At 34.3% G+C, this 24,322-nt stretch carries 24 protein-coding genes; all 24 read right to left on the bottom strand.

Translation table 11 applies throughout. The features are described from left to right. Positions 1-126: 126 nt before the first annotated feature. Entirely contained in the window at positions 127-2,760 is a 2,634-nt protein-coding gene (gene ppdK / locus IAI10_RS01360) for a pyruvate, phosphate dikinase (protein WP_315671579.1), read from the bottom strand. Positions 2,761-2,828: 68 nt separating this feature from the next. After that, the gene (locus IAI10_RS01355) at positions 2,829-3,470 is read right to left on the bottom strand and encodes a helix-turn-helix transcriptional regulator (protein ID WP_315671502.1); all 642 of its coding nucleotides are present in this window, start codon (positions 3,468-3,470) and stop codon (positions 2,829-2,831) included. 227 nt (positions 3,471-3,697) lie between these two features. After that, entirely contained in the window at positions 3,698-4,330 is a 633-nt protein-coding gene (locus IAI10_RS01350) for a DUF4342 domain-containing protein (protein ID WP_315671501.1), read from the bottom strand. Further along, positions 4,323-5,078, bottom strand: coding sequence for a DNA repair protein RecO (recO, locus tag IAI10_RS01345; protein WP_315671578.1), 756 nt, complete (start codon positions 5,076-5,078; stop codon positions 4,323-4,325). Before recO ends, IAI10_RS01350 begins: the two co-directional genes overlap by 8 nt. Positions 5,079-5,168: 90 nt before the next feature. Further along, positions 5,169-6,062, bottom strand: coding sequence for a GTPase Era (gene era, locus IAI10_RS01340; RefSeq protein WP_315671500.1), 894 nt, complete (start codon positions 6,060-6,062; stop codon positions 5,169-5,171). Next, positions 6,055-6,468, bottom strand: a complete 414-nt coding sequence (locus IAI10_RS01335; RefSeq protein ID WP_315671499.1) for a cytidine deaminase — start codon at positions 6,466-6,468, stop codon at positions 6,055-6,057. The genes era and IAI10_RS01335 overlap by 8 nt, the downstream gene beginning before the upstream one ends. A gap of 32 nt (positions 6,469-6,500) precedes the next feature. Continuing rightward, positions 6,501-7,199, bottom strand: a complete 699-nt coding sequence (locus IAI10_RS01330) for a diacylglycerol kinase (protein ID WP_315671498.1) — start codon at positions 7,197-7,199, stop codon at positions 6,501-6,503. A 16-nt stretch (positions 7,200-7,215) separates the two neighbouring features. Continuing rightward, positions 7,216-7,716 carry an rRNA maturation RNase YbeY gene (gene ybeY, locus IAI10_RS01325; protein ID WP_315671497.1) on the bottom strand — a complete coding sequence of 167 codons (501 nt, stop codon included), beginning with the start codon at positions 7,714-7,716 and terminating at the stop codon, positions 7,216-7,218. Then, entirely contained in the window at positions 7,703-9,793 is a 2,091-nt protein-coding gene (locus tag IAI10_RS01320; RefSeq protein ID WP_315671496.1) for an HDIG domain-containing metalloprotein, read from the bottom strand. The genes ybeY and IAI10_RS01320 overlap by 14 nt, the downstream gene beginning before the upstream one ends. A gap of 24 nt (positions 9,794-9,817) precedes the next feature. Further along, positions 9,818-10,957, bottom strand: a complete 1,140-nt coding sequence (yqfD, locus tag IAI10_RS01315) for a sporulation protein YqfD (RefSeq protein WP_315671495.1) — start codon at positions 10,955-10,957, stop codon at positions 9,818-9,820. Continuing rightward, a complete protein-coding gene (gene yqfC / locus IAI10_RS01310; RefSeq protein WP_315671494.1) occupies positions 10,954-11,241 on the bottom strand; it encodes a sporulation protein YqfC in 288 nt (95 codons plus the stop codon). The genes yqfD and yqfC overlap by 4 nt, the downstream gene beginning before the upstream one ends. A gap of 203 nt (positions 11,242-11,444) precedes the next feature. Beyond that, positions 11,445-11,888, bottom strand: a complete 444-nt coding sequence (locus IAI10_RS01305) for a GatB/YqeY domain-containing protein (RefSeq protein WP_315671493.1) — start codon at positions 11,886-11,888, stop codon at positions 11,445-11,447. A gap of 23 nt (positions 11,889-11,911) precedes the next feature. Continuing rightward, on the bottom strand, positions 11,912-12,088 hold the full coding sequence (rpsU, locus tag IAI10_RS01300; RefSeq protein WP_021801013.1) for a 30S ribosomal protein S21: 177 nt from the start codon (positions 12,086-12,088) through the stop codon (positions 11,912-11,914). A gap of 168 nt (positions 12,089-12,256) precedes the next feature. Continuing rightward, positions 12,257-12,601: a histidine triad nucleotide-binding protein gene (locus IAI10_RS01295; protein ID WP_315671492.1), complete on the bottom strand. Its 345-nt coding sequence runs from the start codon at positions 12,599-12,601 to the stop codon at positions 12,257-12,259. A 36-nt stretch (positions 12,602-12,637) separates the two neighbouring features. Then, positions 12,638-13,948 (bottom strand): tRNA (N(6)-L-threonylcarbamoyladenosine(37)-C(2))-methylthiotransferase MtaB, encoded by a 1,311-nt coding sequence (gene mtaB / locus IAI10_RS01290; RefSeq protein ID WP_315671491.1) that lies wholly within the window; start codon positions 13,946-13,948, stop codon positions 12,638-12,640. Next, on the bottom strand, positions 13,948-14,697 hold the full coding sequence (locus IAI10_RS01285) for a 16S rRNA (uracil(1498)-N(3))-methyltransferase (RefSeq protein WP_315671490.1): 750 nt from the start codon (positions 14,695-14,697) through the stop codon (positions 13,948-13,950). The genes mtaB and IAI10_RS01285 overlap by 1 nt, the downstream gene beginning before the upstream one ends. Positions 14,698-14,707: 10 nt before the next feature. Beyond that, on the bottom strand, positions 14,708-15,652 hold the full coding sequence (gene prmA, locus IAI10_RS01280; protein ID WP_315671489.1) for a 50S ribosomal protein L11 methyltransferase: 945 nt from the start codon (positions 15,650-15,652) through the stop codon (positions 14,708-14,710). A 78-nt stretch (positions 15,653-15,730) separates the two neighbouring features. Then, positions 15,731-16,873 (bottom strand): molecular chaperone DnaJ, encoded by a 1,143-nt coding sequence (gene dnaJ / locus IAI10_RS01275; RefSeq protein WP_315671488.1) that lies wholly within the window; start codon positions 16,871-16,873, stop codon positions 15,731-15,733. A gap of 125 nt (positions 16,874-16,998) precedes the next feature. Continuing rightward, a complete protein-coding gene (dnaK, locus tag IAI10_RS01270; RefSeq protein WP_315671487.1) occupies positions 16,999-18,870 on the bottom strand; it encodes a molecular chaperone DnaK in 1,872 nt (623 codons plus the stop codon). 51 nt (positions 18,871-18,921) lie between these two features. Beyond that, a complete protein-coding gene (grpE, locus tag IAI10_RS01265) occupies positions 18,922-19,563 on the bottom strand; it encodes a nucleotide exchange factor GrpE (RefSeq protein ID WP_315671486.1) in 642 nt (213 codons plus the stop codon). Positions 19,564-19,609: 46 nt separating this feature from the next. Further along, positions 19,610-20,641, bottom strand: a complete 1,032-nt coding sequence (hrcA, locus tag IAI10_RS01260) for a heat-inducible transcriptional repressor HrcA (RefSeq protein ID WP_315671485.1) — start codon at positions 20,639-20,641, stop codon at positions 19,610-19,612. 177 nt (positions 20,642-20,818) lie between these two features. After that, complete coding sequence (gene hemW / locus IAI10_RS01255) at positions 20,819-21,937, bottom strand: radical SAM family heme chaperone HemW (RefSeq protein ID WP_315671484.1); 1,119 nt, start codon at positions 21,935-21,937, stop codon at positions 20,819-20,821. 13 nt (positions 21,938-21,950) lie between these two features. After that, positions 21,951-23,756: a translation elongation factor 4 gene (gene lepA / locus IAI10_RS01250; protein WP_315671483.1), complete on the bottom strand. Its 1,806-nt coding sequence runs from the start codon at positions 23,754-23,756 to the stop codon at positions 21,951-21,953. Positions 23,757-23,974: 218 nt separating this feature from the next. Continuing rightward, a complete protein-coding gene (locus tag IAI10_RS01245; protein WP_315671482.1) occupies positions 23,975-24,289 on the bottom strand; it encodes a hypothetical protein in 315 nt (104 codons plus the stop codon). Between the last annotated feature and the right edge of the window lie 33 nt (positions 24,290-24,322).

The raw sequence follows: 24,322 nt of genomic DNA, 5'->3' as shown, positions 1-24,322 counted from the left end.
AGTCTATATCTTAAAATAAGCAAAAATTAAAACTGCTTTAAAACAAAGCTAAAAAAAGAAGCCCACATATAAAATGTAAGCTTCTTTTTTTATATATTAGTATAAACATTTTCTAAAGACAAATCATTATCTTGGATTTTTTACCTGTGCCTGTGCTGCTGCCAATCTTGCAAGAGGTACTCTAAAGGGTGAACAAGAAACATAATTAAGTCCTACATTGTGGCAGAACTCAACGGAGGATGGATCTCCACCATGTTCACCGCATATACCTAATTTAATATCAGGTCTAGTTTCCTTTCCAAGCTTTGCAGCTATCTTTACCAATTCTCCTACTCCCTGCTGATCAAGCTTTGCAAAAGGATCTGATTCGTAAATCTTTTTATCATAATAATCCTTCAAGAACTTGCCTGCATCATCTCTAGAGAAACCAAAGGTCATCTGAGTAAGGTCATTGGTACCAAAGGAGAAGAACTCTGCTTCCTTAGCTATTTCATTAGCTGTAATAGCAGCTCTAGGTATCTCTATCATAGTACCTATATGATATTTCATATCTATTCCTTTTTCTTTTATTATAGCTTCAGCGGTATTAACCACTGTATTCTTGACATATTTTAATTCCTTTATCTCTCCTACTAGAGGTATCATTATTTCTGGAATGATGTTCCATTCAGGATGCTTTTCGCTTACCTCTATGGCTGCCTCTAGCACTGCTCTAGTCTGCATTTCTGCTATTTCTGGATAGGATACTGCCAATCTGCAGCCTCTATGCCCCATCATTGGATTAAACTCATGCAAAGAATCTACAGTTGCCTTTAACTCATCGAAAGTAATACCCATCTCCTTTGAAAGAGCCTCTATATCCTCAGCTTCGGAGGGTAAAAATTCATGTAATGGAGGATCCAAGAATCTTATGGTAACTGGTCTGTATTCCATAGCCTCATATAAGCCTATGAAATCTTGTTTCTGCATAGGAAGTATCTTATCTAATGCCTTTCTTCTCTGCTCCTCAGTCTTTGCAACAATCATTTCTCTAACTGCTGCAATTCTATCCTCTGCAAAGAACATATGCTCAGTTCTGCAAAGCCCTATTCCTTCTGCTCCAAATTTAACAGCTTGAGCTGCATCTCTTGGAGTATCTGCATTAGTCCTTACTTTAAGACTTCTAATCTCATCGGCCCAGGCCATAAAGGTACCAAAGTATCCGCTTATTTCAGGCTCTACAGCAGGTATTGCTTCACCATATACATATCCGTTGATTCCATCTATAGATATGTAATCCTCTGTTCCATATCTCTTCCCATTAACTTCAAAATATTTTTCTTCTTCATTTACTCTAATATCTCCGCAGCCAGCTACACAGCATGTTCCCATACCTCTAGCTACAACTGCTGCATGAGAGGTCATACCTCCTCTTACTGTAAGTATGCCCTCTGATGCTATCATTCCTTCTATGTCTTCTGGTGAGGTTTCTAATCTTACAAGTACAACTTTTTCTCCTTTTTCATGTCTTTCCTTCGCTTCTTCTGCAGTAAATGCTACTTTTCCGCAGGCAGCACCTGGAGATGCTGGAAGACCTTTAGCGATTGGAGTCGTTTTCTTTAAAACCGTGCTGTCAAAAGTTGGATGAAGAAGTGTGTCAAGCTGCTTAGGCTCTACCTTCAATAAAGCTTCTTCTTTAGTCAGAAGACCTTCTTCTACTAAATCAACAGCTATTTTTAGTGCGGCCTGAGCTGTTCTCTTTCCATTTCTAGTCTGCAAAAAGAATAGCTTTCCATCCTCTATAGTGAATTCCATATCCTGCATATCCTTGTAATGAGTTTCAAGAGTATTCACTATACCAATAAACTGATTATAAACCTCTGAATTTCTTTCCTGAAGAGTTGAAATATCCTCAGGTGTTCTTATTCCAGCAACTACATCCTCTCCCTGAGCGTTCATAAGATATTCAGCAAATATATTTTTCTCACCTGTGGATGGATTTCTGGAAAATGCAACTCCTGTGCCTGAATTGTCGCCTTTGTTACCAAATACCATTTCCTGCACATTTACTGCTGTTCCCCAGTCACTAGGTATATCGTTAAGTCTTCTGTATACGTTTGCCCTAGGATTGTCCCAAGACCTAAATACAGCTGTTATTGCTTCTATGAGCTGTATCTGAGGATCTACTGGAAATTCCTCGCCTTTTTCTTTTTTGTAGAGTTCCTTAAATTCTTTAACTATAACCTTTAAATCATCAGCTGTTAATTCTGTGTCATATTTGTAGTTGTTTTTTTCTTTGACTTTATCAAGAATATCCTCAAAAAGCCTTTTTTCCACTCCCATGACAACATCTGCAAACATTTGTATAAACCTTCTGTAGGAGTCAAATGCAAATCTCGGATTATTGGTGAGCTCTGCCATAACTTTCACAGTTTCATCGTTTAGGCCCAAATTTAAAATTGTATCCATCATTCCTGGCATAGATACTCTAGCGCCAGATCTTACAGACACCAATAATGGGTTAGGTCCTTTTCCAAAGGTTTTTCCTGTAATTCTTTCAAGTTCTTTAAGTGCAACATCTACTTGCTCTTTGACCTCTGGAGAAATCTTTTTTCCATCATCATAATACTTGTTGCAAGCCTCTGTAGTAACTGTAAAACCTTGAGGAACTGGAATAGCTAATCTAGTCATACCTGCGAGATTAGCGCCTTTTCCGCCGAGAAGGTTTCGCATGTGTTCTGTACCTTCACTAAAAAGATACACATACTTATTGTTTACCATCATAACACTCCTCCGATTTGTATCAATCTATTTACTAACGGGATTTACCCCTTTAGTGCTAAATAATACTATTCATTTTCGCTTAAATTAACGAACAATTTGGTTATGTTAGTCTTTGAAACCTTTCCTACAATTTTATAAACTTCTTTGGTATCTTGAAAATCTCTCTCAATTACCGGCAAACTATCTACTTCATGATCAATTATTCTTTGTGCTGCAAGGTAAGCGCTGTCCTCTTTTTCAATAAAAACAATATTAGGCATCCTTGTCATTATGATACCTACAGGCACCTTATGTATGTCAGTGTTCCCTATGGCTATTTTCAGGAAATCTTTTCTGGATGCTGCTCCTATAAGCAAGCCATTGTTCTGTATAAACAATGTGCCCACATCATTTAAAAATAATGTGACAATAGCATCATATACAGTAGTTTCTTCTGTTACTACCACTGGATCTGACATTATATCCTTTACTTTTATGCCTATTATGTAATCATACAATGCGTTATCTGAATTTTTCTTTGAGCATACATATCCAACCTTTGGCCTAGCCTGAAGAATATCGCTCATTGTAAGGATTGCCAAATCAGCTCTCAACGCTGCTCTAGTAAGTCCAAGCATACTGGCAAGAGTGCCGCTTGTTACCGGTTGATTTTCTTTTACTAGTTCTATTATTTTATTTTGTCTAGCTGTTAGCTTAATAACCTTCACCTTCTTTCAAAGCATGTCTATCCATTTAAGGAACTTACATATACTATATGCAAATTTCTAATATAGCCTTATTTAGAGAAAAGCCCTTAGTAAGCTATACCTATACGTAGCGGGCTTTTCTCTAAAATTGAAGAAATGACTATTGGTTACAAGCTTTTATACAATATTTGTAATTTAATATAATGTTTTACAAGTCAATTATAAATCATTACATTAGTTTTGTCACCTTATTTTTTATCATTTTCTTCTTCTTTATCTTCCTCTTTGAATTCAACAGTATATTTATAAACATTAGATTCTGATTCATCTTTTGAATTTTGGCTATTATTTTTCATTTTTGTTTTTATATCTTCAGCAAAATCTGTAATTTTTCCCTTAACATCTTCTGCAATATCGCTAAATTTGTCACCAAAATTAGTTATTTTATCTTTTACATCATCTACGGTACCTTTTATATATTTATTTACTACTTCTACTGATCCATCTTCCTTAGTAATTTCTACAGTTACTTTTGTAACCACAGCGGTTACTAAGCCTAAAGTGAATAGCGGTGTAGCAAACACTGCAGTAAGTCCTGTTACAGTTAGTCCAGCAGTTATAGGCAGATCTATTAAAGTCCTGTCATCCTTTTTTACTTTAATTCTAGTAACATTTCCTTTGTTAATTACGTCCTTTATCCAACCTACGAACTCTTCCTTTGTGTTGTAGAAGGTCCCTTTTCCTTTTTGCTTATTTTCAAGATAAACAAGAGCTTCTAATACATCTCCGTCAGCTACCTCTAAAGCCTCCTTGGCTTCAGCGTAAGTAATACCTGTTCTTTCTCTGATTTGGTCAACTTTTTCAAGAGTAATTTCACTCATTTTTTTCACACTCCTTTATAAAATCAAACATTTGAAGACTTTTAGGTACTCTAGAATAACTGTTGGATATAAGTAGTAACAATGTCTTTTTTAGTTCTAGCTTAGCTTCCTCTGAAATATTTAATCTGTATATTTTGTCCATAGGTGTAGAATTAAGAAATTTCAATAAATTATAAGTTACCCTACTTATACCAAAGCCACCAGATTTATTGCAATCATCACATATACCTCCATAATATTGAAGACTTATATAGTTGGACGAATTAATTTTTTTTCTGCACAGGCTGCAATAGTTTAAATTAAGTCCATACCCTGTATTGCGAAGCACATTAACTTCATAAGCTCGAAGTAATAATTCATTGTCCAATGCCTTACTTTTAAGGAGATACAGTGTGGTTACCAAAATTTTAAACAATTCTCTATTGCTCTCTTCCTCTATCATTGAGATGTCTATTAGCTCACAAATATAGGAAGCATAGGTTAAAGAATCTAAATCATTAAGAAATTCTTGAAAGGAATTGATTATACTTCCCTCATTTAAATTATACATTCCTTTGCCTCTATATACCATATACTGGCCGAAACAAAAAGGTAATGTAACGGATAAAAATTTGCTTTTGCTTCTTTTAGCTCCACGAGCTATGACATTTATCTTACCAAGTTTATCTGTAAATATAGTAACTATTTTATCATTTTCTCCATAGTCTCTAACTTTTATAACTACGCCTTTACAATCAAATCCAGCCAGAAAATCATCTCCATTGTCATAGGTTACAATAATTTTAAGCTTTTATAAAAATAAAAGCAACTATTGTATGTGAAAATTTTGTATACTTTATTATAAATTTTTATTATTATATCCCAAACTATTTAAGAAGGATTGATTATCTCTCCATTCCTTTCTAACCTTTACCCAAATATTCAATTTAACTCTTTTGCCAAGCATTTTCTCTATATCGCTTTTTGCATATTTGGTTATGGTAGAAAGCATGCTGCCTTCTTTTCCTATTATTATTCCCTTATGAGAGGTTTTTTCGCAGAGCATGTTAGCTTCAATATTATACTTCCCATTTTCATCCTGTTTCATAGTCAATATTTCCACGGCAATACCATGTGGAACTTCTTCCTTTAGAAGCTTTAAGGCTTTTTCTCTTATTATTTCCGATACTACGAATCTTTCCTGAACATCTGCTACCATATCATCAGGATAGTACTGAGGTCCTTCAGGTAAATTATCAACAATCAGCTTCATTAAGGTATCTACATTCTTACCCTTTAAAGCTGATATAGGTATTATCTCTTGAAAGCTGAAAAATTCGGAATATCTTTTTAAGGTTTCGGCTACTCTGGTTTGAGTATTTTCATCAACTTTATTCAATACCAAAAATACAGGCTTGCCGCAGTCCCTAAGCTCTTCTAGAATCATTTCGTCACCGCGGCCTATCTCAGTGTCTGGATTGGTTAAAAAAAGAATCAAATCTACATTTTTCATGGAGTCCTTTGCTATTTTAACCATGAACTCTCCAAGCTTATGCTTTGGTTTATGTATTCCAGGAGTATCTACAAAAATAATTTGATAATCCTTTTCTGTCAAAATAGTATTAATATTATTTCTTGTAGTTTGAGGTCTGCTGGAAACTATGGTTAGCTTTTGCCCCATAATTTTGTTTAAAAGAGTTGATTTCCCAACATTTGGTCTTCCTATTATAGTTACGTATCCTGATTTATGCATTATTATTCTCCTTGTAAATGTCGTTTTTAGTAAATGCTCCTGGTAAAATATCCTTCAATTTAAAAATTTTATATTCCGTTTCATTCTTAGCAACTATTATTTCAGTATCTTCCTGTGAAAATTCAGCAATTACCTGTCTGCATATGCCGCAGGGATAGGTATAGTCATTCAAATCTCCTACAACTGCTATTGCTTTTATTTCTGTGCTGCCTTCAGATACAGCTTTAAATATGGCTGTTCTTTCAGCGCAGTTAGTAGCTCCAAAGGAGGCGTTTTCTATATTACAGCCTGCAAATATCTTATCATCCCTTGTGAGAACTGCTGCTCCTACTTTAAATTTAGAATAGGGCACATATGCTTTCTCTCTTATTTCAAGCGCTTCTTTAATTAAAAAACTATAATCCATAGTGTATATCTCCTTTTAAAATCTATGATCATTTAGCTGAATACTCTAAATATAAGAAGTGTAAGTATGGTGCCGAAAACCGCCCCAACTATAACCTCGAATACGGAATGTACCTTTGAATCCACTCTGCTTTGCGCCACTATAAAGGCTAAAAGATAACTTAACATTATAGGTAGTGGTTCTTGTGCAATGAGTGCTATGGTAGTAGCTATAGAAAAGGCTATGGCACTATGTCCGCTTGGCATTCCTCCCTTAAGCGGAGTACCTTCACCGAATATAGCTTTAACTACTATAGTTATTATGCTCACCATTGCTAAAATTACAAATAGCATATATGGATTTGAATGTTTTATTTTATTAACAACCTCAAAAGAAACCTTTGCTAACTTTTCTCCGAATATTATATAACCTACAAAAACTGCATTAATGGCTGTAACAAGCACTGCTCCAGCAGCGGTATTTTTAGCTATTTTGGCAAGTGGGTGATAATAGTTTGTGGTAGCATCTACCGCACTCTCAATAGCAGTATTTATAAGTTCTGCAAAGACCACCATAGTTATAGTGAGAGTTAATACTAAAAGTTCCGTTTTGCTTATATCATAAAAGAAGCATGCTGCCAAAACCACCAAAGTAGCCACCATATGTATTCTCATATTTCTCTGGGTTCTTACAGCATAAATAATTCCTTCAATTGCATAATTTAAACTATCTGTTAATCCTCTAAGTTTCATAACTACTACCTCTACATCATCTACTTATTTTGTATTTTGATAATATTTCCTCTTCTCTTTTGCGCATTCTCTCTTTATCCTTCTCCACCATATGGTCGTAGCCGAGAAGATGAAGGACAGAATGAACTACAAGATAGCTCATTTCTCTAACAAAAGAATGTCCAAATTCTTTTCTTTGCTCTTCTGCCTTCTCCAAGGAGAGCACAATATCCCCAAGCACTAGCTCTTCTCCATCTAAATAGGATATATCAAAATCTTTTCCCTCATAGCACTCTTTAAATACCTTGCCTTCCTCATAATCAAGCATTGGAAAGGAAAGTACATCTGTAACTCTATCAATTTTTCTATGCTCTTTATTTAGTTCCTTTATCTCATCATTATCAACTAGAACAACGCTTATCTGGGTCTTGCAATTCACTCTCTCTTCCTTAAGCGCCAAGTTTATTACCTGATTGAGTATATCCTCGTATTCTTTTTCCCATTTTATTTTATCCTGTTCGTTTTCAATTAGTAACATTTATATTGTCTCCTATCTCAACCTTTTTATTTTCCTTTGGATATTCTATTCTCTTATGATACATCGCTACTAATGTCTTTAAGAAAACCTCTTTAATTTTTTTGATTTCCTTCATATTAAGCTCGCTCTCACTTAACTGTCCATCTTTAAATTTATCCTCAAATATGCAATCAACCATTTCTTCTATTTTCTTATTGTCTCCGCTGCCTACAGCCCTTACCGCAGCTTCCACACTATCTGCCAGCATTACTATGGTAGCTTCCTTTGAGGTTGGAATTGGTCCAGAGTATCTAAAATCTTCCTCCAAAACCTCTTCAGGATTATCGGAGCTATTTTTCATAGTAACATAGAAATATTTAACCAAAGAATTCCCATGGTGCTGCTCTATTATATCTAAAATAGATTGAGGCAATTTATACTCTTTAGCTAATTCTAAGCCATCCTTCACATGAGATATTATGATAAGTGCACTTAAGTTAGGAGTTATCTTATCATGAGGATTTTCTGTATTCATCTGATTTTCCTTAAAAAACAATGGTCTTTTTATTTTTCCCACATCATGATAATAGGCACCCACTCTTGCCAAAACTGAATTAGCTCCTACAGAATCCGCTGCAAGCTCTGCAAGATTAGCTACTAATATACTATGATGGTAGGTTCCTGGAGCCTCCATAAGCAATTTCTTTAATATTGGATGATTAGGATTAGCCAGCTCCAGAAGCTTAAATATGGTAACTATATCAAAGGAGCTTTCCAGGAAAGGAAGCAGCCCTAGAGTTAGCACACCGGATAATATGCTTCCTACGCACACAAAACCAACTTTTTTTAATATTTCAGATATATTATTGCTTAAAAGTATTCCTACGCTAAGAATGCAAGCCACATTTATTATCACTATAAAAACCGAAGAAAATAATATATCATTTCTGCTTTGAGTTTTTTGAAGAAGAATAACTCCTATAATGGCATTTAAAAATACCAGTATAGCTATTTCCACATTAAATTCGGAGGAGGCTACTACAAAAACTGAGCTAAATGCACTTACCACCAAAGATATCCTGTAATTCATAAGCAGAGTAAGCAGCAGCGGCAAGCAGGCAAAAGGTATCATATATGGCGAAACCACCCCTAGTGCCCTAGAAATACCCACTGATAGTATCACTAAAAGATTTATCAGCACCAAATTTTTAATATTTTTTACTATATCCTTGTGGTATCTGAATAGGTAAAACCAGATAAGTAATAAAATCAATATTACAAGAGCACCTAAGCTTATATAAATGCTCCATTGAAACAGCGAGTTATTGTTTAGCAATCCTAATTTGCTCATTATTTGCAAATCTTTATCTGTAACCTGTTCTCCGCTTTTCACAATAATCTGATCTTTTTTTATCACTACATTCTGTACATCTTTTACCGCTTCCTTCTTTAGGCTTTCCGTTTTTTCAGAATCAAAGAAAAAATTTGGTTTTATTTGAAAATCGGCAATATTTATAGCTAATTGCTTAGATACTAATGAAAATGATGTGGAATTTATACTGCTTTCTATGGATTGCTGCGCTTTTTTAACATCTTCAGAATTATTTTCTTCTATTCGGCTATTATCATACATATCTGAAACAGCCTTGCTAATGGCCTCCTGAAGAGCTGTCATGTCAACTTGTTTCATGGTAAGCAGATAATTATAATCTGAATCATTAAGATTTATATTAGCGGAAGACTTAAATTTATCAATTTTCTGCTTGATATCTATATTTTCTCCTTGTACATCGTATAGGGAAGAAAAAAAACTATTTATATTACTTATGGCGGTATTTTTTACTCCATTTTCCTTTTCATATTGAAGAGGAACATCCTCCTGAGCTTTTTTGATTTTCAAATCCGTGGAATACTGATCAACAATTTCTCTAGGAGCTTTAATGTCATACTTGGCTATATCTCCAGCACTTAGAGTGTATCTTTTTGTAGTGACAGTTGTAACGAGTATAAAATATATAGAAAAAAAAGTAACAAAAAATACCGATATTACCTTAAGCGTACCTATTTTAAATTTACGTTTCTCTTTGTTTCCCCTCAAAAATATTCACCCTCTAACTTGCCACTAATTTGGCTGCGTATCCTCTATTCCTATGCTTTGCCTTACCACAAACACAATTTTTATGTTTAGACTATCACCCTGCTCTTCACTAGTCTTTATTGTATCTATTACCTTCGCAGACTTATCTAGTTTTTCTTCAGTAGTTTTATAGTAATCCTGCTCTGCCTGTTCCATTAAAGTATCTTTGTCTATACTGTATTCAACAGGTTTAGTTTCTCTATATATCAAGCTTTTAACGGTTCCTTTATCTTCTTCTATTGTATCATAAGTAGCAAATTTATTTAAACTTTTTTTTAGATAAATTTTCTTTCCGAATACAGTGATATATTTATTTTCAAGCGTTTTTCCAGTAGGAACATATTTCACACCTTTCATTAATACTTTTCTGTTATATTCATAAAAAGTTTTAGCCATCACTTCTCCATCAGCATGCACAGTATATGTACTTCCCTCTTTTCCCTGCTCACCTTTTATGAGCACCTGACCTTTAGTAACTATATCCCCCTCTTTAACTATCGCTGTCCCTGAAGTTGTATAAACCTTATCTACCTCTCCATCCATGCTGGCTATTATATTACAAGGATTAGTATTTTTATTTATTGATGGAGGTTCTGTTCTTTCAGATACTTGAACCGTCAATCTAGAGCCTTCTATCCTTGCCTTAACCCACATTATATTGTCATTCAGCTTAACCATCTTGCCTTCTATAGAATAGACATCTATATCTTTCTTCATAATGCCTGGACGAATATTGCATTTATTAAGCATTTGCCTTATTTCATAGGGGCTTATATATTTATCCGGCACTATGTTTATAGTCCACACAAAGGAAGATAAATAGAAAAGCCCTGCAAAAAAAATCACTATTCCTGTAATAAGTGAAGCCTTCTTTTTTGCCCTCATGTAGTAAAAATAGATTCCCTCTCCGCCTACAACTTTAATCTTTGCCTTATTTTCATCTGCTATTTTTTTTATGGCATCATAATCATTTATATATATTTCCATATTTACAGTGGAAATATCTACTCTCACTAGTTTTTTTACGCTGATTTGATTTTTCCAAAGTGCATTAATAAATCTTTCAGGAAATAAAGTTCTTGCTTCTATCATTATTGTTCCATTGCTGAAATTAAATAAACTCATGATTTATCATCCTCATAAAGAATTGATTTAAATTTACCTCCTATAGTTATAGTATCTCCCCCTAAAAATAGAATTTCGAATCTCTCACCTGAAATTATTATATGTCCTACATTGGAGTTAATCCTCACTTCTTTTTCTCCAAATCTTGCTATTCCTTTATGATTTTCTATAGTTATTTCATCATTTCCTGTGATGCTTATTTTAGGAACATTTAATATTAAATCTCTCGGAAAATCTAATTTGTTTGCTATATTTTCCTTGGCTCTGCTAATCTTATCATCCATAAATTCACCTCAAAAACTATTTTCATACTAAATTTATGTATGCTTTTTTAAATAAATGACAGTTACAGAAATTACAGGACTAAAGCATAAAAATAAAACCATGTTTTAAAATGTGAGTTTTTAAAACATGGTTTTATCAGCGAATACTTATTAAAAATGGATTACAGAATAAAAAGGCCCAGAACCCTGAACCTTTATTTTTATTAGCTTAAATGCTCTTTAACTAACTTACTTACAAGCTTTCCATCTGCTCTTCCTTTAACTTTAGGAATTACAGCTGACATAAGCTTTCCCATTTCCTTTATGCTATTTGCCCCTACTTCCAAGGCCGTAGTACGAACAATTTCTGAAATTTCATTTTCACTTAACTGCTGAGGAAGGTAACCTAACAAGATCTCTATTTCTTTGTTGTTTTTATCAACAAGATCCTGCCTGTTTCCTTTTTCAAATTCCACAATAGCTTCACGCCTTTGCTTTACTTCCCTAGCTAATATTTCTATTATATCATCATCACTAGCAGCTCCGCTGCCACTTTTCTCTAGATGTAAAATCGCAGCTTTTGCCATGCTAATAGTATCAGCCTTCAATTTATCCTTAGCCTTTAAAGCTTGCTTCCAATCTTCTTGAAGTCTTTCTTTAATTGGCATAACGATACCTTCTTTCAAATGTTCTATTTGAATTTTCTTTTTCTTGCTGCTTCAGATTTCTTTTTTCTCTTTACGCTTGGCTTTTCATAATGCTCTCTTTTTCTAACTTCAGAAAGCACACCAGCTCTAGCGCATTTTCTTTTAAATCTTCTTAAAGCACTTTCAAGTGTTTCGTTTTCTCCAACTCTTATTTCTGACATCAATTATCCCTCCCTCCGCTAGCTCTAATCTTATTGCATAATAAAATCAGCCTTTGGGTACAAATAACACATTGTTTATTATACATTATGTTGTATTAAACTGTCAAGAATTTCTCAGTAAATTAGCCTATTTTAAAGCACATGCATCACAAAATAAATTATTGCTCCTTAGCCTGGTGGCCAAGTCATATCTCTGCCTCCTAGCAAATGATAGTGCAGATGCTGAACGGTTTGTCCTCCCTGCTCACCACAATTATTAACTATTCTATATCCTTTTTCAGAAACACCAAGTTTTTTTGTTATTTCCTTTGCAGACAAGAAAATTTTACCTATAAGTTCGCCATCTTCCGCATTTAACTGGTTAACACTTTGTATATGCTTTTTAGGTATTATAATCACATGTACTGGAGCTTCTGGACTGATATCATAAAATGCCAAAATATAGTCATCTTCATATACTTTCTTTGAAGGTATTTCACCGCTCACTATTTTGCAAAAAATACAATCGCTCATCTTCGTCCCTCCTTTTTCTGCTTCTATATATCCATATTATACCTCTATTGCTGTTCCATATGCAAATTCAACCTGAGATTTTTCTATTTTTGTATCTATGATTTTGCCTGTTGGATCAGCTTTTTTAAATTCTGTTATAACTTTTATATAATTTGAGGTATAACCTTCATACATATGCTCTCCTAGGGAAGTTTTTTGTTCGTAAAGAACTTTCATATTTTTTCCTACATATTTTTCAATAAACATAGCTTCATTCTTATCATTTAGCTCTATAAGAAGCTTGCTTCTCTTATCCTTAACCTGGGGAGTTACATCATCCTTCATTTTTGATGCAGCGGTACCTTTTCTTGGGCTGTATTTAAATATATGAGTCTTGGATAATTTTATGTCTTTTAAGAATTCATAGGTTTTATTGAATTCCTCTTCAGTCTCTCCAGGAAATCCAACTATGATATCGGTAGTTATAGACACATCAGGCATTCTTTCTCTAAGTCTAACCACGATTTCTTCGTACAGTTTTGAAGTATATCTTCTATTCATTCTTTTTAGAGTTTCATCACATCCGCTTTGAAGGGACAAGTGGAAATGAGGACATAATTTTTCAAGCTTTACTATTCTCTCTAAAACTTCCTCCGTAAAAAATGTTGGATCAATGGAACCTATTCTTATTCTTTCTACGCCTTCTACCTCGTTTACTTTTTCCAATATATCCACTAAAGTTATATTTTCCTTCAAGTCCACTCCATAGGAAGCAGTATGAATACCTGATAATATTATTTCCTTAAAGCCATTTTGAGCTAATTCCTTAACTTCTCTCATAATATTGTCAGGTGCCTTGCTGCAAACAGCTCCTCTTGCATAAGGTATAAGGCAATAGGAACAAAATCTATTGCATCCGTCCTGTATTTTAAGAAAAGCTCTTGTTCTATCTTTATAGGTTTCTATGGATAGTTCCTCAAACACATTATCCTTTAATATTGGATTAACTTCCACTATCTGAGTTTTTTCATCTCTAGCTCTGTTAACCCAATATACAATGTCACCCTTGTTACGACTTCCAAGCACTACGTCAACACCTTCAAATCCTGCTACTTCCTCAGATGCTACTTGAGAATAGCAGCCTACTACAGCAATTATAGCATCGGAATTCTTTCTTCTGGCTCTCCCTATCATCTGTCTTGATTTTTTGTCTCCCATGCTTGTAACTGTACAGGTATTAATCACATATACATCAGCAAATTCTTCATATTCTACCACATCATAACCATCGCGAATAAATTTTTCTGCCATGGCCTCAGATTCATATATATTAACTCTGCATCCTAGGGTAGCAAATGCAACTTTCATCAAATTTTTCCTCCCATATCTCCAAGCTCATATTCTAAAATAGCACTGCAAACTATACCCGCAGTCTCTGTTCTTAATATTCTAGGACCTAAAGTTACAATATAAGCACCCATTTCAGATAATTCATCAATTTCGCTTTCTTCAAATCCGCCTTCTGGTCCTATTATAACTGCTATGTTATAAGCCTTATGCTTAAGGTCTGAAACCATCTTTTTTATTCCAAGACCTGCTTCATTTTCATAAGGAACAACTATGGTATCAAAAGCTTTAAGAAGTTCTAACAGTTCATTAAATTCTATAGGCGAAGCTATCTTTGGTATGGAAGATCTCTTACATTGTTTGCAAGCTTCCAAGGCAATTCTCTGCCATCTGTCGGTCTTTTTATATTCACCGATTTCATTTTTTACTACTACTCTTCCTGTTATTATAGGTATTATTTCATTTATACCTATTTCGGTTCCCTTTTGCACGATGTAATCCATCTTAGCAGACTTAGGCAAACCCTGAAAAAGAGTTATTTTAATTGGGCTTTCACTGCTATCCTGAACTTTTTCTAATATAGAAATATCTACCGCTGCTTTATTTACATTTTCTATGCTTCCTAAGTACTCATTTCCTCGAGTATCATTGATTACTATTTTGTCTCCAGCCTTAAGTCTGATAACTTTATATATATGTTTAACATCATCCCCAGTTATAGTTGCTTTTGATTCGTTTATACTGTCAGGTGTCACAAAAAACTTATGCATATTTTCACTCCTATTTATTATACACAGCAGTTATGCAGAGCCACTCACCATCATTCATTATTTCCTCTACTTCAAAGCCTTCCGCTAATAGTTTATTAACTACCATGTCTTTTCTATCCTTAATTATACCCGAAGTAATAAATCTTCCGCCTGTTTTTATAAAATTCTTTACGGAATCCACTAGAATTACTATAACTTCTGCAATTATATTAGCTACTATCACATCAGCTTTTCCTTCTACCACATCCATAAGATTTCCGTAAAGCACTTCTATATTGTCAAGATTATTGTACTCTACATTTTCCTTTGCAGAGTCTACTGCTACAGGGTCTAAATCCACACCTACAACATTTTTAGCACCTAATTTTGCTGCAGTTATAGCAAGTATTCCAGAACCTGTTCCTATATCGAAAACTTCACTGTCTTTTTTTACATGCTTTTCTAAGGATAATATGCACATTCTTGTAGTCTCATGAGTTCCAGTTCCAAAAGCCATGCCCGGATCAAGTACTACTACCATTTCTCCATTTTTAGCTTCATATTCTTCCCATAAAGGCTTTATAATTATCTTATCTCCTATTTTAGTAGGCTTATAATATTTCTTCCAATTGTTTGCCCAGTCCTCTTCTTTTACTAGCTGGCAATAAACTGTGCCTTCACCTATATCTATTCCCATGTCCTTTAATTCTTCAAGCTTGCTTTTTACATAGCTTTCAAGCTCAGCTCCATTTTCAGTGTCATTAAAATATCCCTTTACTACAGCTGCTTTTCCTTTATACTCTAGAATGTTTATATCTGCAAAATCCCAGGTAAGAGGTCCCTGTTCCCTTTGAAGTATATCATTTGGATCCTCAATAGCTACACCTTTTACATCCATACCATAAAATATGCCCGATATAGGCTCTATAGCTTCGCTTTTAGTAATAATCTTAACTTCGTACCATGTGCCGCTCATTTTATCATCCTTTCGTAAATTAATAATAAACATAGCAATACGGAAAAACTTCGCCCGATATACAGACGAAGTTTCCATCTATTTACCAAATATTTTTCCCATAAAAGAACCGCCCTTTTTATCATCGATAACTTCTTCACCAAAAAGCTCCATGTAATTTTTCAAGGCTTCCTTCTGCTTCTCATTGAGAGTCTTTGGTATATCTACAACTACATTAACGTATTCGTCACCTTTACCTGCAGAATTAACTCTCTGTACCCCTTTGCCCTTAAGTCTGAAAATAGTACCTGATTGAGTTCCAGCTGGAACGGAATATTTTACATCCCCATCTACTGTAGGAACTTTTAGTTCAGTACCAAAAACCGCCTGACCAAAGCTTATGTGCGCATCTATGTGTATATCAAAGCCTTTTCTCTTAAATAACTGATGATTAGAAACCTTAAGATTTATATATAAATCTCCTGCTGGCCCACCATTGGCACCATGCTCTCCTTGTCCTCTTAAAGGAATAACATTTCCAGTATCTACACCTGCAGGTACATTAACTGTTATGGTTCTATTTTTTCTTTCCTTTCCAGTTCCATGACAATGAGTACAAGGATCAGTAATTATCTTACCCTTACCTCCGCATTTATCACAAGTGCTCATACTTACAAAGCTTCCAAGCGGAGTATTTCTCTGAGTTCTAACCTGACCTGTTCCACCGCATTTATCACAGGTTTTAGGAGATGTGCCTGCCTTTGCCCCTGAGCCGCCGCAGTGTTCACAATTCTCACGTCTTGTCACATTTATTTCTTTCTTTGCTCCAAAAACAGCCTCTTCAAAAGTTAAAATTAATTGAACTTCAAGGTCAGCACCTCTTTCAGGAGCATTCTTACTTCTTCTTCCTCCTCCTCCTGAAAATCCACCTCCAAAGAAGGAATCAAATATATCTCCAAAACCACCCATTTCGGAAAAGTCAAAGCCGCCTCCATTGAAGCCACCGTCAAAACCACCCTGGAAATCTGCTGTTCCATATTGATCATATCTTGATTTTTTTTCTGGATCAGAAAGTATCTGATAGGCTTCATTTATTTCCTTAAATTTGTCTTCTGCTTCCTTATCACCTTTATTTTTATCTGGATGATATTTGATAGCCAATTTTCTAAAAGCCTTTTTTATATCATCATCGCTGGCATCACGCGAAACCCCTAATACTTCATAATAATCCTTGCTTGCCATCCAAATTTCACCACCTACATATATTGATCATAAATCACAAAACAATCTCATACATTATATACTTAAATTTAAAATAGGGAAAGGGTAAATTAGCCCTTTCCCCTATTTATTTTTGCTATTATATATTATTTGTTATCGTCAACCTTGAAATCAGCATCTACTACATTATATCCGCCATCATTTGATGAAGTTCCTGCATTTGGATTAGCTCCGCCCATGTTATTAGGATCAAAGCCTGCACCCTGTGCTCCTTCTGCTCCTCCATTAGCTTGATATATCTTTGCTGAAACAGCGTAGAATTCCTGAGTAACTTCTTCGCTAGCTTTCTTTATAGCTTCTAAATCTTCTCCATCTTTTACTGCTCTAAGAGCTGATAATTTGTCTTCAATTTTGCTCTTATCTTCTGCACTTACTTTGTCTCCAAGATCCTTAAGAGTCTTTTCAGTCTGATACAATACTTGATCTGCATTGTTCTTAACTTCTATTGATTCTTTACGTTTCTTATCCTCTTCAGCAAATCTTTCTGCTTCTTTTACAGCCTTATCTATTTCACTGTCGCTTAGGTTAGTTGAAGCTGTTATTGTTATGTTAGCTTCCTTTCCTGTTCCCTTGTCTTTTGCAGAAACATTTACTATACCATTAGCATCTATATCAAAAGTAACTTCTATCTGAGGAATTCCTCTTGGTGCTGGAGCTATACCTGAAAGAGTAAACTGTCCAAGTGATTTATTATCATTTGCCATCTGTCTTTCGCCTTGAACTACATGTATTTCAACAGAAGTTTGGCTATCAGCAGCTGTAGTGAACACCTGGCTCTTTCTAGTTGGTATTGTTGTATTTCTTTGAATTAATGGAGTTGCTACTCCTCCCATAGTCTCTATTCCAAGAGTAAGTGGTGTTACGTCAAGAAGCAATATATCCTTAACATCACCAGTAAGAACACCTGCCTGAATTGCTGCTCCTACAGCAACACATTCATCAGGGTTAACTCCCTTTGATGGATCCTTTCCTGTGAAGCTTTTAACTGCATCTACAACTGCTGGTATTCTTGTAGATCCACCAACAAGTATTACCTTATCAACTTCATTAATGCTTAGCTTAGCATCTTCAAGAGCTTTTCTCATTGGCTCTATTGTTGACTGTACTAAATCATGAGTTAATTCATTGAATTTAGCTCTTGTAAGGTTCATGTCTATATGCTTTGGACCTGTTGCATCCGCTGTAATAAATGGCAAGTTTATGTTAGTCTGCATTGAAGATGAAAGCTCTATTTTAGCTTTTTCTGCAGCTTCCTTTAATCTTTGAAGAGCCATTTTATCATTTCTTAAATCAATACCATTTTCACTCTTAAAGGTTTCAGCTATATAGTCCATTACCTTCTGGTCGAAGTCATCTCCACCAAGACGAGTATTACCATTTGTTGATTTAACTTCGAAAACTCCATCTCCAAGTTCAAGTATGGATACATCGAAAGTACCACCACCAAGGTCGTAAACTAATATCTTATGGTTTGAATCTGTCTTGTCAAGACCATAGGCAAGAGATGCTGCTGTTGGCTCGTTTATTATTCTTTTTACATCAAGACCAGCTATTTTTCCTGCATCCTTAGTTGCCTGTCTCTGGCTGTCATTAAAATATGCTGGAACTGTGATAACTGCTTCTGTAACAGTTTCTCCAAGGTAAGCTTCAGCATCAGCTTTTATTTTCTGAAGTATCATTGCTGATATTTCCTGTGGAGTGTACTCTTTTCCATCTATATCTACCTTATGATTAGTTCCCATGTGTCTCTTTATAGAAATTATTGTTTTATCAGGATTTGTTATTGCCTGTCTTTTAGCAACCTGACCTACTAGTCTTTCTCCACCTGCCTGGAAGGATACTACTGAAGGAGTAGTTCTTGCACCTTCTGAATTAGCGATAACTACTGGTTCTCCTCCTTCCATAACAGCTACACATGAATTTGTTGTTCCTAAGTCAATACCTATTATTTTTCCCATTTGATTTACCTCCTTATATTTACAAAAACAATGTTCTATTTTCTAAAAATGTTAATTAGCCACTTTAACCATGCTATATCTGATAATTTTTTCGTCTTTTTTATAGCCTTTTTGAAAGACCTCAGCGATGGAATTCTTTCCGAAATTTTCATCTTCGATGTGCATGACTGCGTTGTGAAGATTGGGATCAAATTCTCCCTCTGAAGGAATTTCTTCAACTTTTAATTTTTCAAAAGCATTATTAAATTGTCTAACTGTCATTTCAATACCCTTTTTCAAATCTTCTAAGCTTGATTCTACAGTTGCTGCCCTTTCAAGACTATCTAAGACTGGCAAAACAGCTGCTATTACCTCTGCACAAGCATCGTTATATATTTCTTCTTTTTCCTTGGCAGTTCTTTTTCTAAAATTATCATATTCAGCATTAGTTCTTAAAAGTCTATCTTTTAATGCTTCAAATTCATTAGTTGCTTTAAAAAGATCACTTTTAAGCTTAGAATTATCTTCTTTTAGCTGCGCTAGTTGTTTTTCAAGAGCCTCTGCTTCATCTTCTTCATTATTTTTTTCAAATTCAATATCTTCTAAAACTTCTGCATCTTTTTCATTTTCTTCTTTAGAAGTATCAGTTTCATTTTCTTGTATTAATTCTTCTTTAGACTCTAGTGTATCGTCCATTTTATCTTTCTCTGCCATCAACTCTACCTCCATTATTTTATGAACTTATCAGTTCAATATGTGATTACCAATCGTCATAAGTATTTAAATTCTTATTTACTGTATCAATGACTCTATTTAATATTGTTATCACCTTAGAATAGTCCATTCTTGTAGGGCCAATTATTCCTATGGACCCAGAAGATTTATCTCCTATAAAATAGGTTTTAGAAATAACGCTATAATCTTTAGCCTCAGGAATATAATTTTCTTCTCCTATGCTAACAACAGTCCCTTCCATATCAGGAAGCAGCTTCTTCAAGAATTCTTTATCATTAATAAAGCTTAAAAATTCTCTTGCTCTTTCCATATCCTTATACTCTGGATATTGAAAAATATTAGTTTCGCCTTCCATGAATACATTTGAGCTGTCTTCTTCATTAAGGCATTCATAAAGAACCGGAATTATAGCATTAAATATATCATCATATCCTATCAAGTCTTTCTTTAAATTATTTATAACTTCTAAGTTAATATCCTCTATAGTTAAACTTTTTAATCTTATATTTAGAATATTATTTATTTTTAGAAGTTTATCACTGCTGATAGAATTGTTGATTCTTATGATGTTGTTTTTAATTATACCGCTGTCGGTCACAATAACTGATAAAAGATTATTGTTGTCTATACTTATCAATTGTATAGTTTTCAGGCAGCTCTTTTTAACTGATGGAGTCTTCACCACGCAGGCTAAATTAGTTAGTCTAGATAGCAGAACTGTAGCCTTCCTTAATACTTTATCTACTTCAAACAAAGCTGCATTAATAAGCACACCATTAATAAGCAATTCTTCTTCCAAGGATATATCTCCAGGCTGCATTAGCTTATCGACATATAATCGGTAACCTTTGTCTGATGGCTTTCTTCCGGAAGATGTATGAATATGTTCTAAATACCCCATATCCTCCAAGTCTGCCATTTCATTCCTTATGGTCGCTGAACTAAGTCCTATGTCATACCTTCTTGAGATAGTTCTCGACCCAACAGGCTCTCCGGTTTTAATGTAGTCATTGATAATGGCTTGAAGTATCCTTATTTTTCTTTCATCAATTTCCATACTATCACCTCTTTGTTAGCACTCGCATTTGCTGAGTGCTAATGACTACGATTTAAAAATAACATTAACAAATTTCTTTGTCAACTTCACATATAAATTGATATAATATGAGTTTTTGTAATTATTGGCTTTTATCGTGCTATATCTCTTATAATCTCACGTTTTCTAATGCTTTTATCACAGTAAATATTCGCACATAATGCTGTTGGATACTTGTATACCATCGTGAGTTAAAAACACCTTGTCTCCATTAACCTTCATAAGATTTAGATCACAAAATTTATTTGTTATATCTCCATATACTTCATTAAAATCTTTTTTAAATCTACCTCTGAATTCCTTCATGCTTATCCCTTCTAGCATCCTCAGTCCCATAAACATGAATTCTTCCATATCATCCTTGTTAGTGTTATTAATAGTCTCTACTGTAGCACTGCCTTTAGATTTTATACCTATTATATATCTTTCTATATGAGCTTCATTTCTATACCTTTTTTTATTAATATATGAATGAGCTGCTGTGCCGCATCCTATGTAATCCTGCAGCTTCCAATATTTTATATTATGCTTGCACTCATAGCCTTCTTTTGAAAAATTTGATATTTCATATTGTTTATACCCTTTGCTTTTCAATATGTTTATAGCCGCTTCATACATTTCTCTTTCTTTATCTTCTTTAGGAAGCTTTAGCTTTCCTTCATTATTAAGCCTATAGAAAGGAGTTCCTTCCTCTACTATTAAGCTGTAACAGGAAATGTGCTCAGGCTGCAGTTCCGTTAAATTATTCAAGGTTTCTTTGAATTCCTTAACTGTCTGATTAGGTAGTCCAAAAATTATGTCCGCATTAATATTATCAAAGCCGCATTTTCTTATTAATTTATAGCTTTCAATAAATTCTTCGATTGTATGAATTCTTCCTATGTCTTTTAATATTTTATTCTGCCAGGCCTGAAGTCCAATACTTATTCTGTTAACTCCAATTTTTTTAAACAGCTTAAGTTTTTCTTCATCCACACTGCCAGGGTTGCATTCCACAGTAAACTCTGTACCTTCTGCTATATCCAAAGTGCTAAATGCTTCAGATAAATTTTTCCATCCCTCCAAAGACAAATAGGTGGGAGTTCCCCCACCTACGAAAATACTGTCTATCTTTTCTCCTTTGCAGGAATTCATAATTTCTTTACAGAGAGCCTGTGAATAGTTTAACATTTTCTCTTCCATGTTGCTGTAAGAGCAGAAATCACAATATGCACACTTGCTTTTACAAAATGGAATATGAACATATAATCCAGTCATAGTATCTCTCTCCTTATTCTACTTTTAATACCGCCATAAATGCTTCTTGAGGAACTTCAACAGATCCTACCTGTCTCATCCTCTTTTTACCCTCTTTCTGTTTCTCTAAGAGTTTCTTCTTTCTCGTTATGTCACCACCATAACACTTAGCAAGCACATCTTTTCTCATAGCTTTTACAGTTTCCCTAGCTATTATCTTGGCACCTACTGCTGCTTGAATAGGAATTTCAAATAGTTGTCTAGGTATTATCTCTTTCAGCTTCTCAGCTATGTTTCTTCCTTTGTTGTAGGCTCTTTCCTCTGGCACTATCATGGAAAGAGCATCCACTATATCTCCATTTAACAATATATCAAGCTTCACTAATTTAGTCTGCTTGTAACCTTTAAATTCATAATCTAAGGATGCATATCCTCTGCTTCTTGATTTTAATACATCAAAGAAGTCATATATTATTTCGTTAAGAGGCATATCATAGTTTAGAACTACTCTTGTAGTTTCTATGTAACTCATATCAATGAAGGTTCCTCTTCTAGTCTGGGCTAAATCCATTATAGCTCCAACATATTCCGTAGGAGTTATTATAGAAGCCTTAACAATAGGCTCTTCCATATACAATATCTCTGATGGCTGAGGAAGATTAGTTGGGTTTGTAACTTCTATTACCTGATTATCTGTTTTAGTAACTTTGTAAATAACAGAAGGAGCTGTGGTTATAATATCTATATTATATTCTCTTTCTATTCTTTCCTGAATTACTTCCATATGTAAAAGTCCAAGAAAACCGCATCTAAAACCAAAACCTAAGGCAATTGAAGTTTCTGGCTCAAAAAACATGGCTGCATCGTTAAGCTGAAGTTTTTCTAAAGCTTCCTTTAGCTCTTCATATTTTGCACCATCTACAGGATAAATACCGCTGTACACCATAGGAACTGCTGGTCTGTAGCCTGGAAGCGCCTCTTCTGAAGGATTCTTTGCATCGGTTATGGTATCGCCAACTCTAGCATCTCTAACTACTTTAATGGAGGCAGTTATGTATCCTACGTCCCCTGCTCTAAGTTCTTCTACTGGAAGAAAGTTAGGAGAAAACACTCCTACTTCCGTAACATCATATACCTTATTAGTAGCCATAAGCTTTATTTTTGTACCTACTTTTACTGTTCCTTCTTTTACCCTTACATAGCATACTACACCTTTGTAGCTATCATAATAGGAGTCAAAAATAAGAGCTCTCAGCTTTCCGTCTTCATCCCCTTCAGGAGAAGGAATAAGTTCAACTATCTTTTCTAAAACCTTCTCTATATTGAGTCCTACCTTTGCCGAAATCATAGGTGCATCTTGAGCTTCGATTCCTATTACATCTTCAATCTCTTGTTTCACTTCCTCTGCTCTTGCGCTTGGAAGATCTATTTTATTTATTACAGGAACTATTTCCAAATCATGATCTAAAGCTAAGTAACAATTAGCAAGGGTCTGAGCTTGTATACCTTGAGTAGCATCCACCACTAATATAGCTCCTTCACAAGCTGCCAAGCTTCTTGATACTTCGTAATTAAAATCCACATGTCCTGGAGTGTCTATTAGGTTTAGGACGTATTCCTCATTGTCAGTTCCTTTATAGATAAGCCTTACTGCCTGGGATTTTATTGTTATTCCTCTTTCCCTTTCCAGCTCCATATTATCTAAAACTTGTTCTTCCATTTCTCTCTTAGTTAATGTGCCTGTTTTTTCAAGCAATCTATCTGCGAGAGTTGACTTTCCATGATCTATATGTGCAACTATACAGAAATTTCTAATGTGTTTTTGTCTATTACTCTGCATATATCATATTCTAAAGTATCTTGTACCTTAGAAATCTTCACCCCCATGTAAATTCTATATAGATGTTAAATTAGACAAGGAATGTTTTAAATCAGTGTTAAAAATCAATACTAATTTAAAATAGAGCCTTAAATTAAAATCTATAACCTTCATATTTTAACATATATAATCAAACTAAATTATAACATAGTGCTCACAGGTAGTGTCAATCTTATTTTTTAACGTCCATATATTCTTTTCTTTATCAAATCAATAAAACTTGTATTTATGTATATTATTTTATTTCCTAAAGAAATTTTAATGTCCAAGGGACTGTTGTAATACATTCTCAGTTTGATATTCTTAGAAGAATCCAGTACAAATTCACCATAGGCTTCTGGCTTTTTTTCATTATCTTTATATATACCTTCATAATTGCTCTTTTCATAGGCCCTGCCATTCATTTTATTTAGCTGCACATTAACAAATACAATACCAAAGGTAAAAATTAAGAACAAGGTAAAGAACACTAATTTATATTTAAACTTTATCACTAAAAGCACCCCTATAATCATAAATAATTTTAA

Origin of the sequence: Clostridium sp. 19966, from assembly GCF_032335695.1 — a bacterium.
GTDB lineage: Bacteria > Bacillota > Clostridia > Clostridiales > Clostridiaceae > JACTOJ01.
The sequence above is the reverse complement of the archived record's forward strand: the minus strand, read 5'-3'. Positions and strand labels throughout refer to the sequence as shown.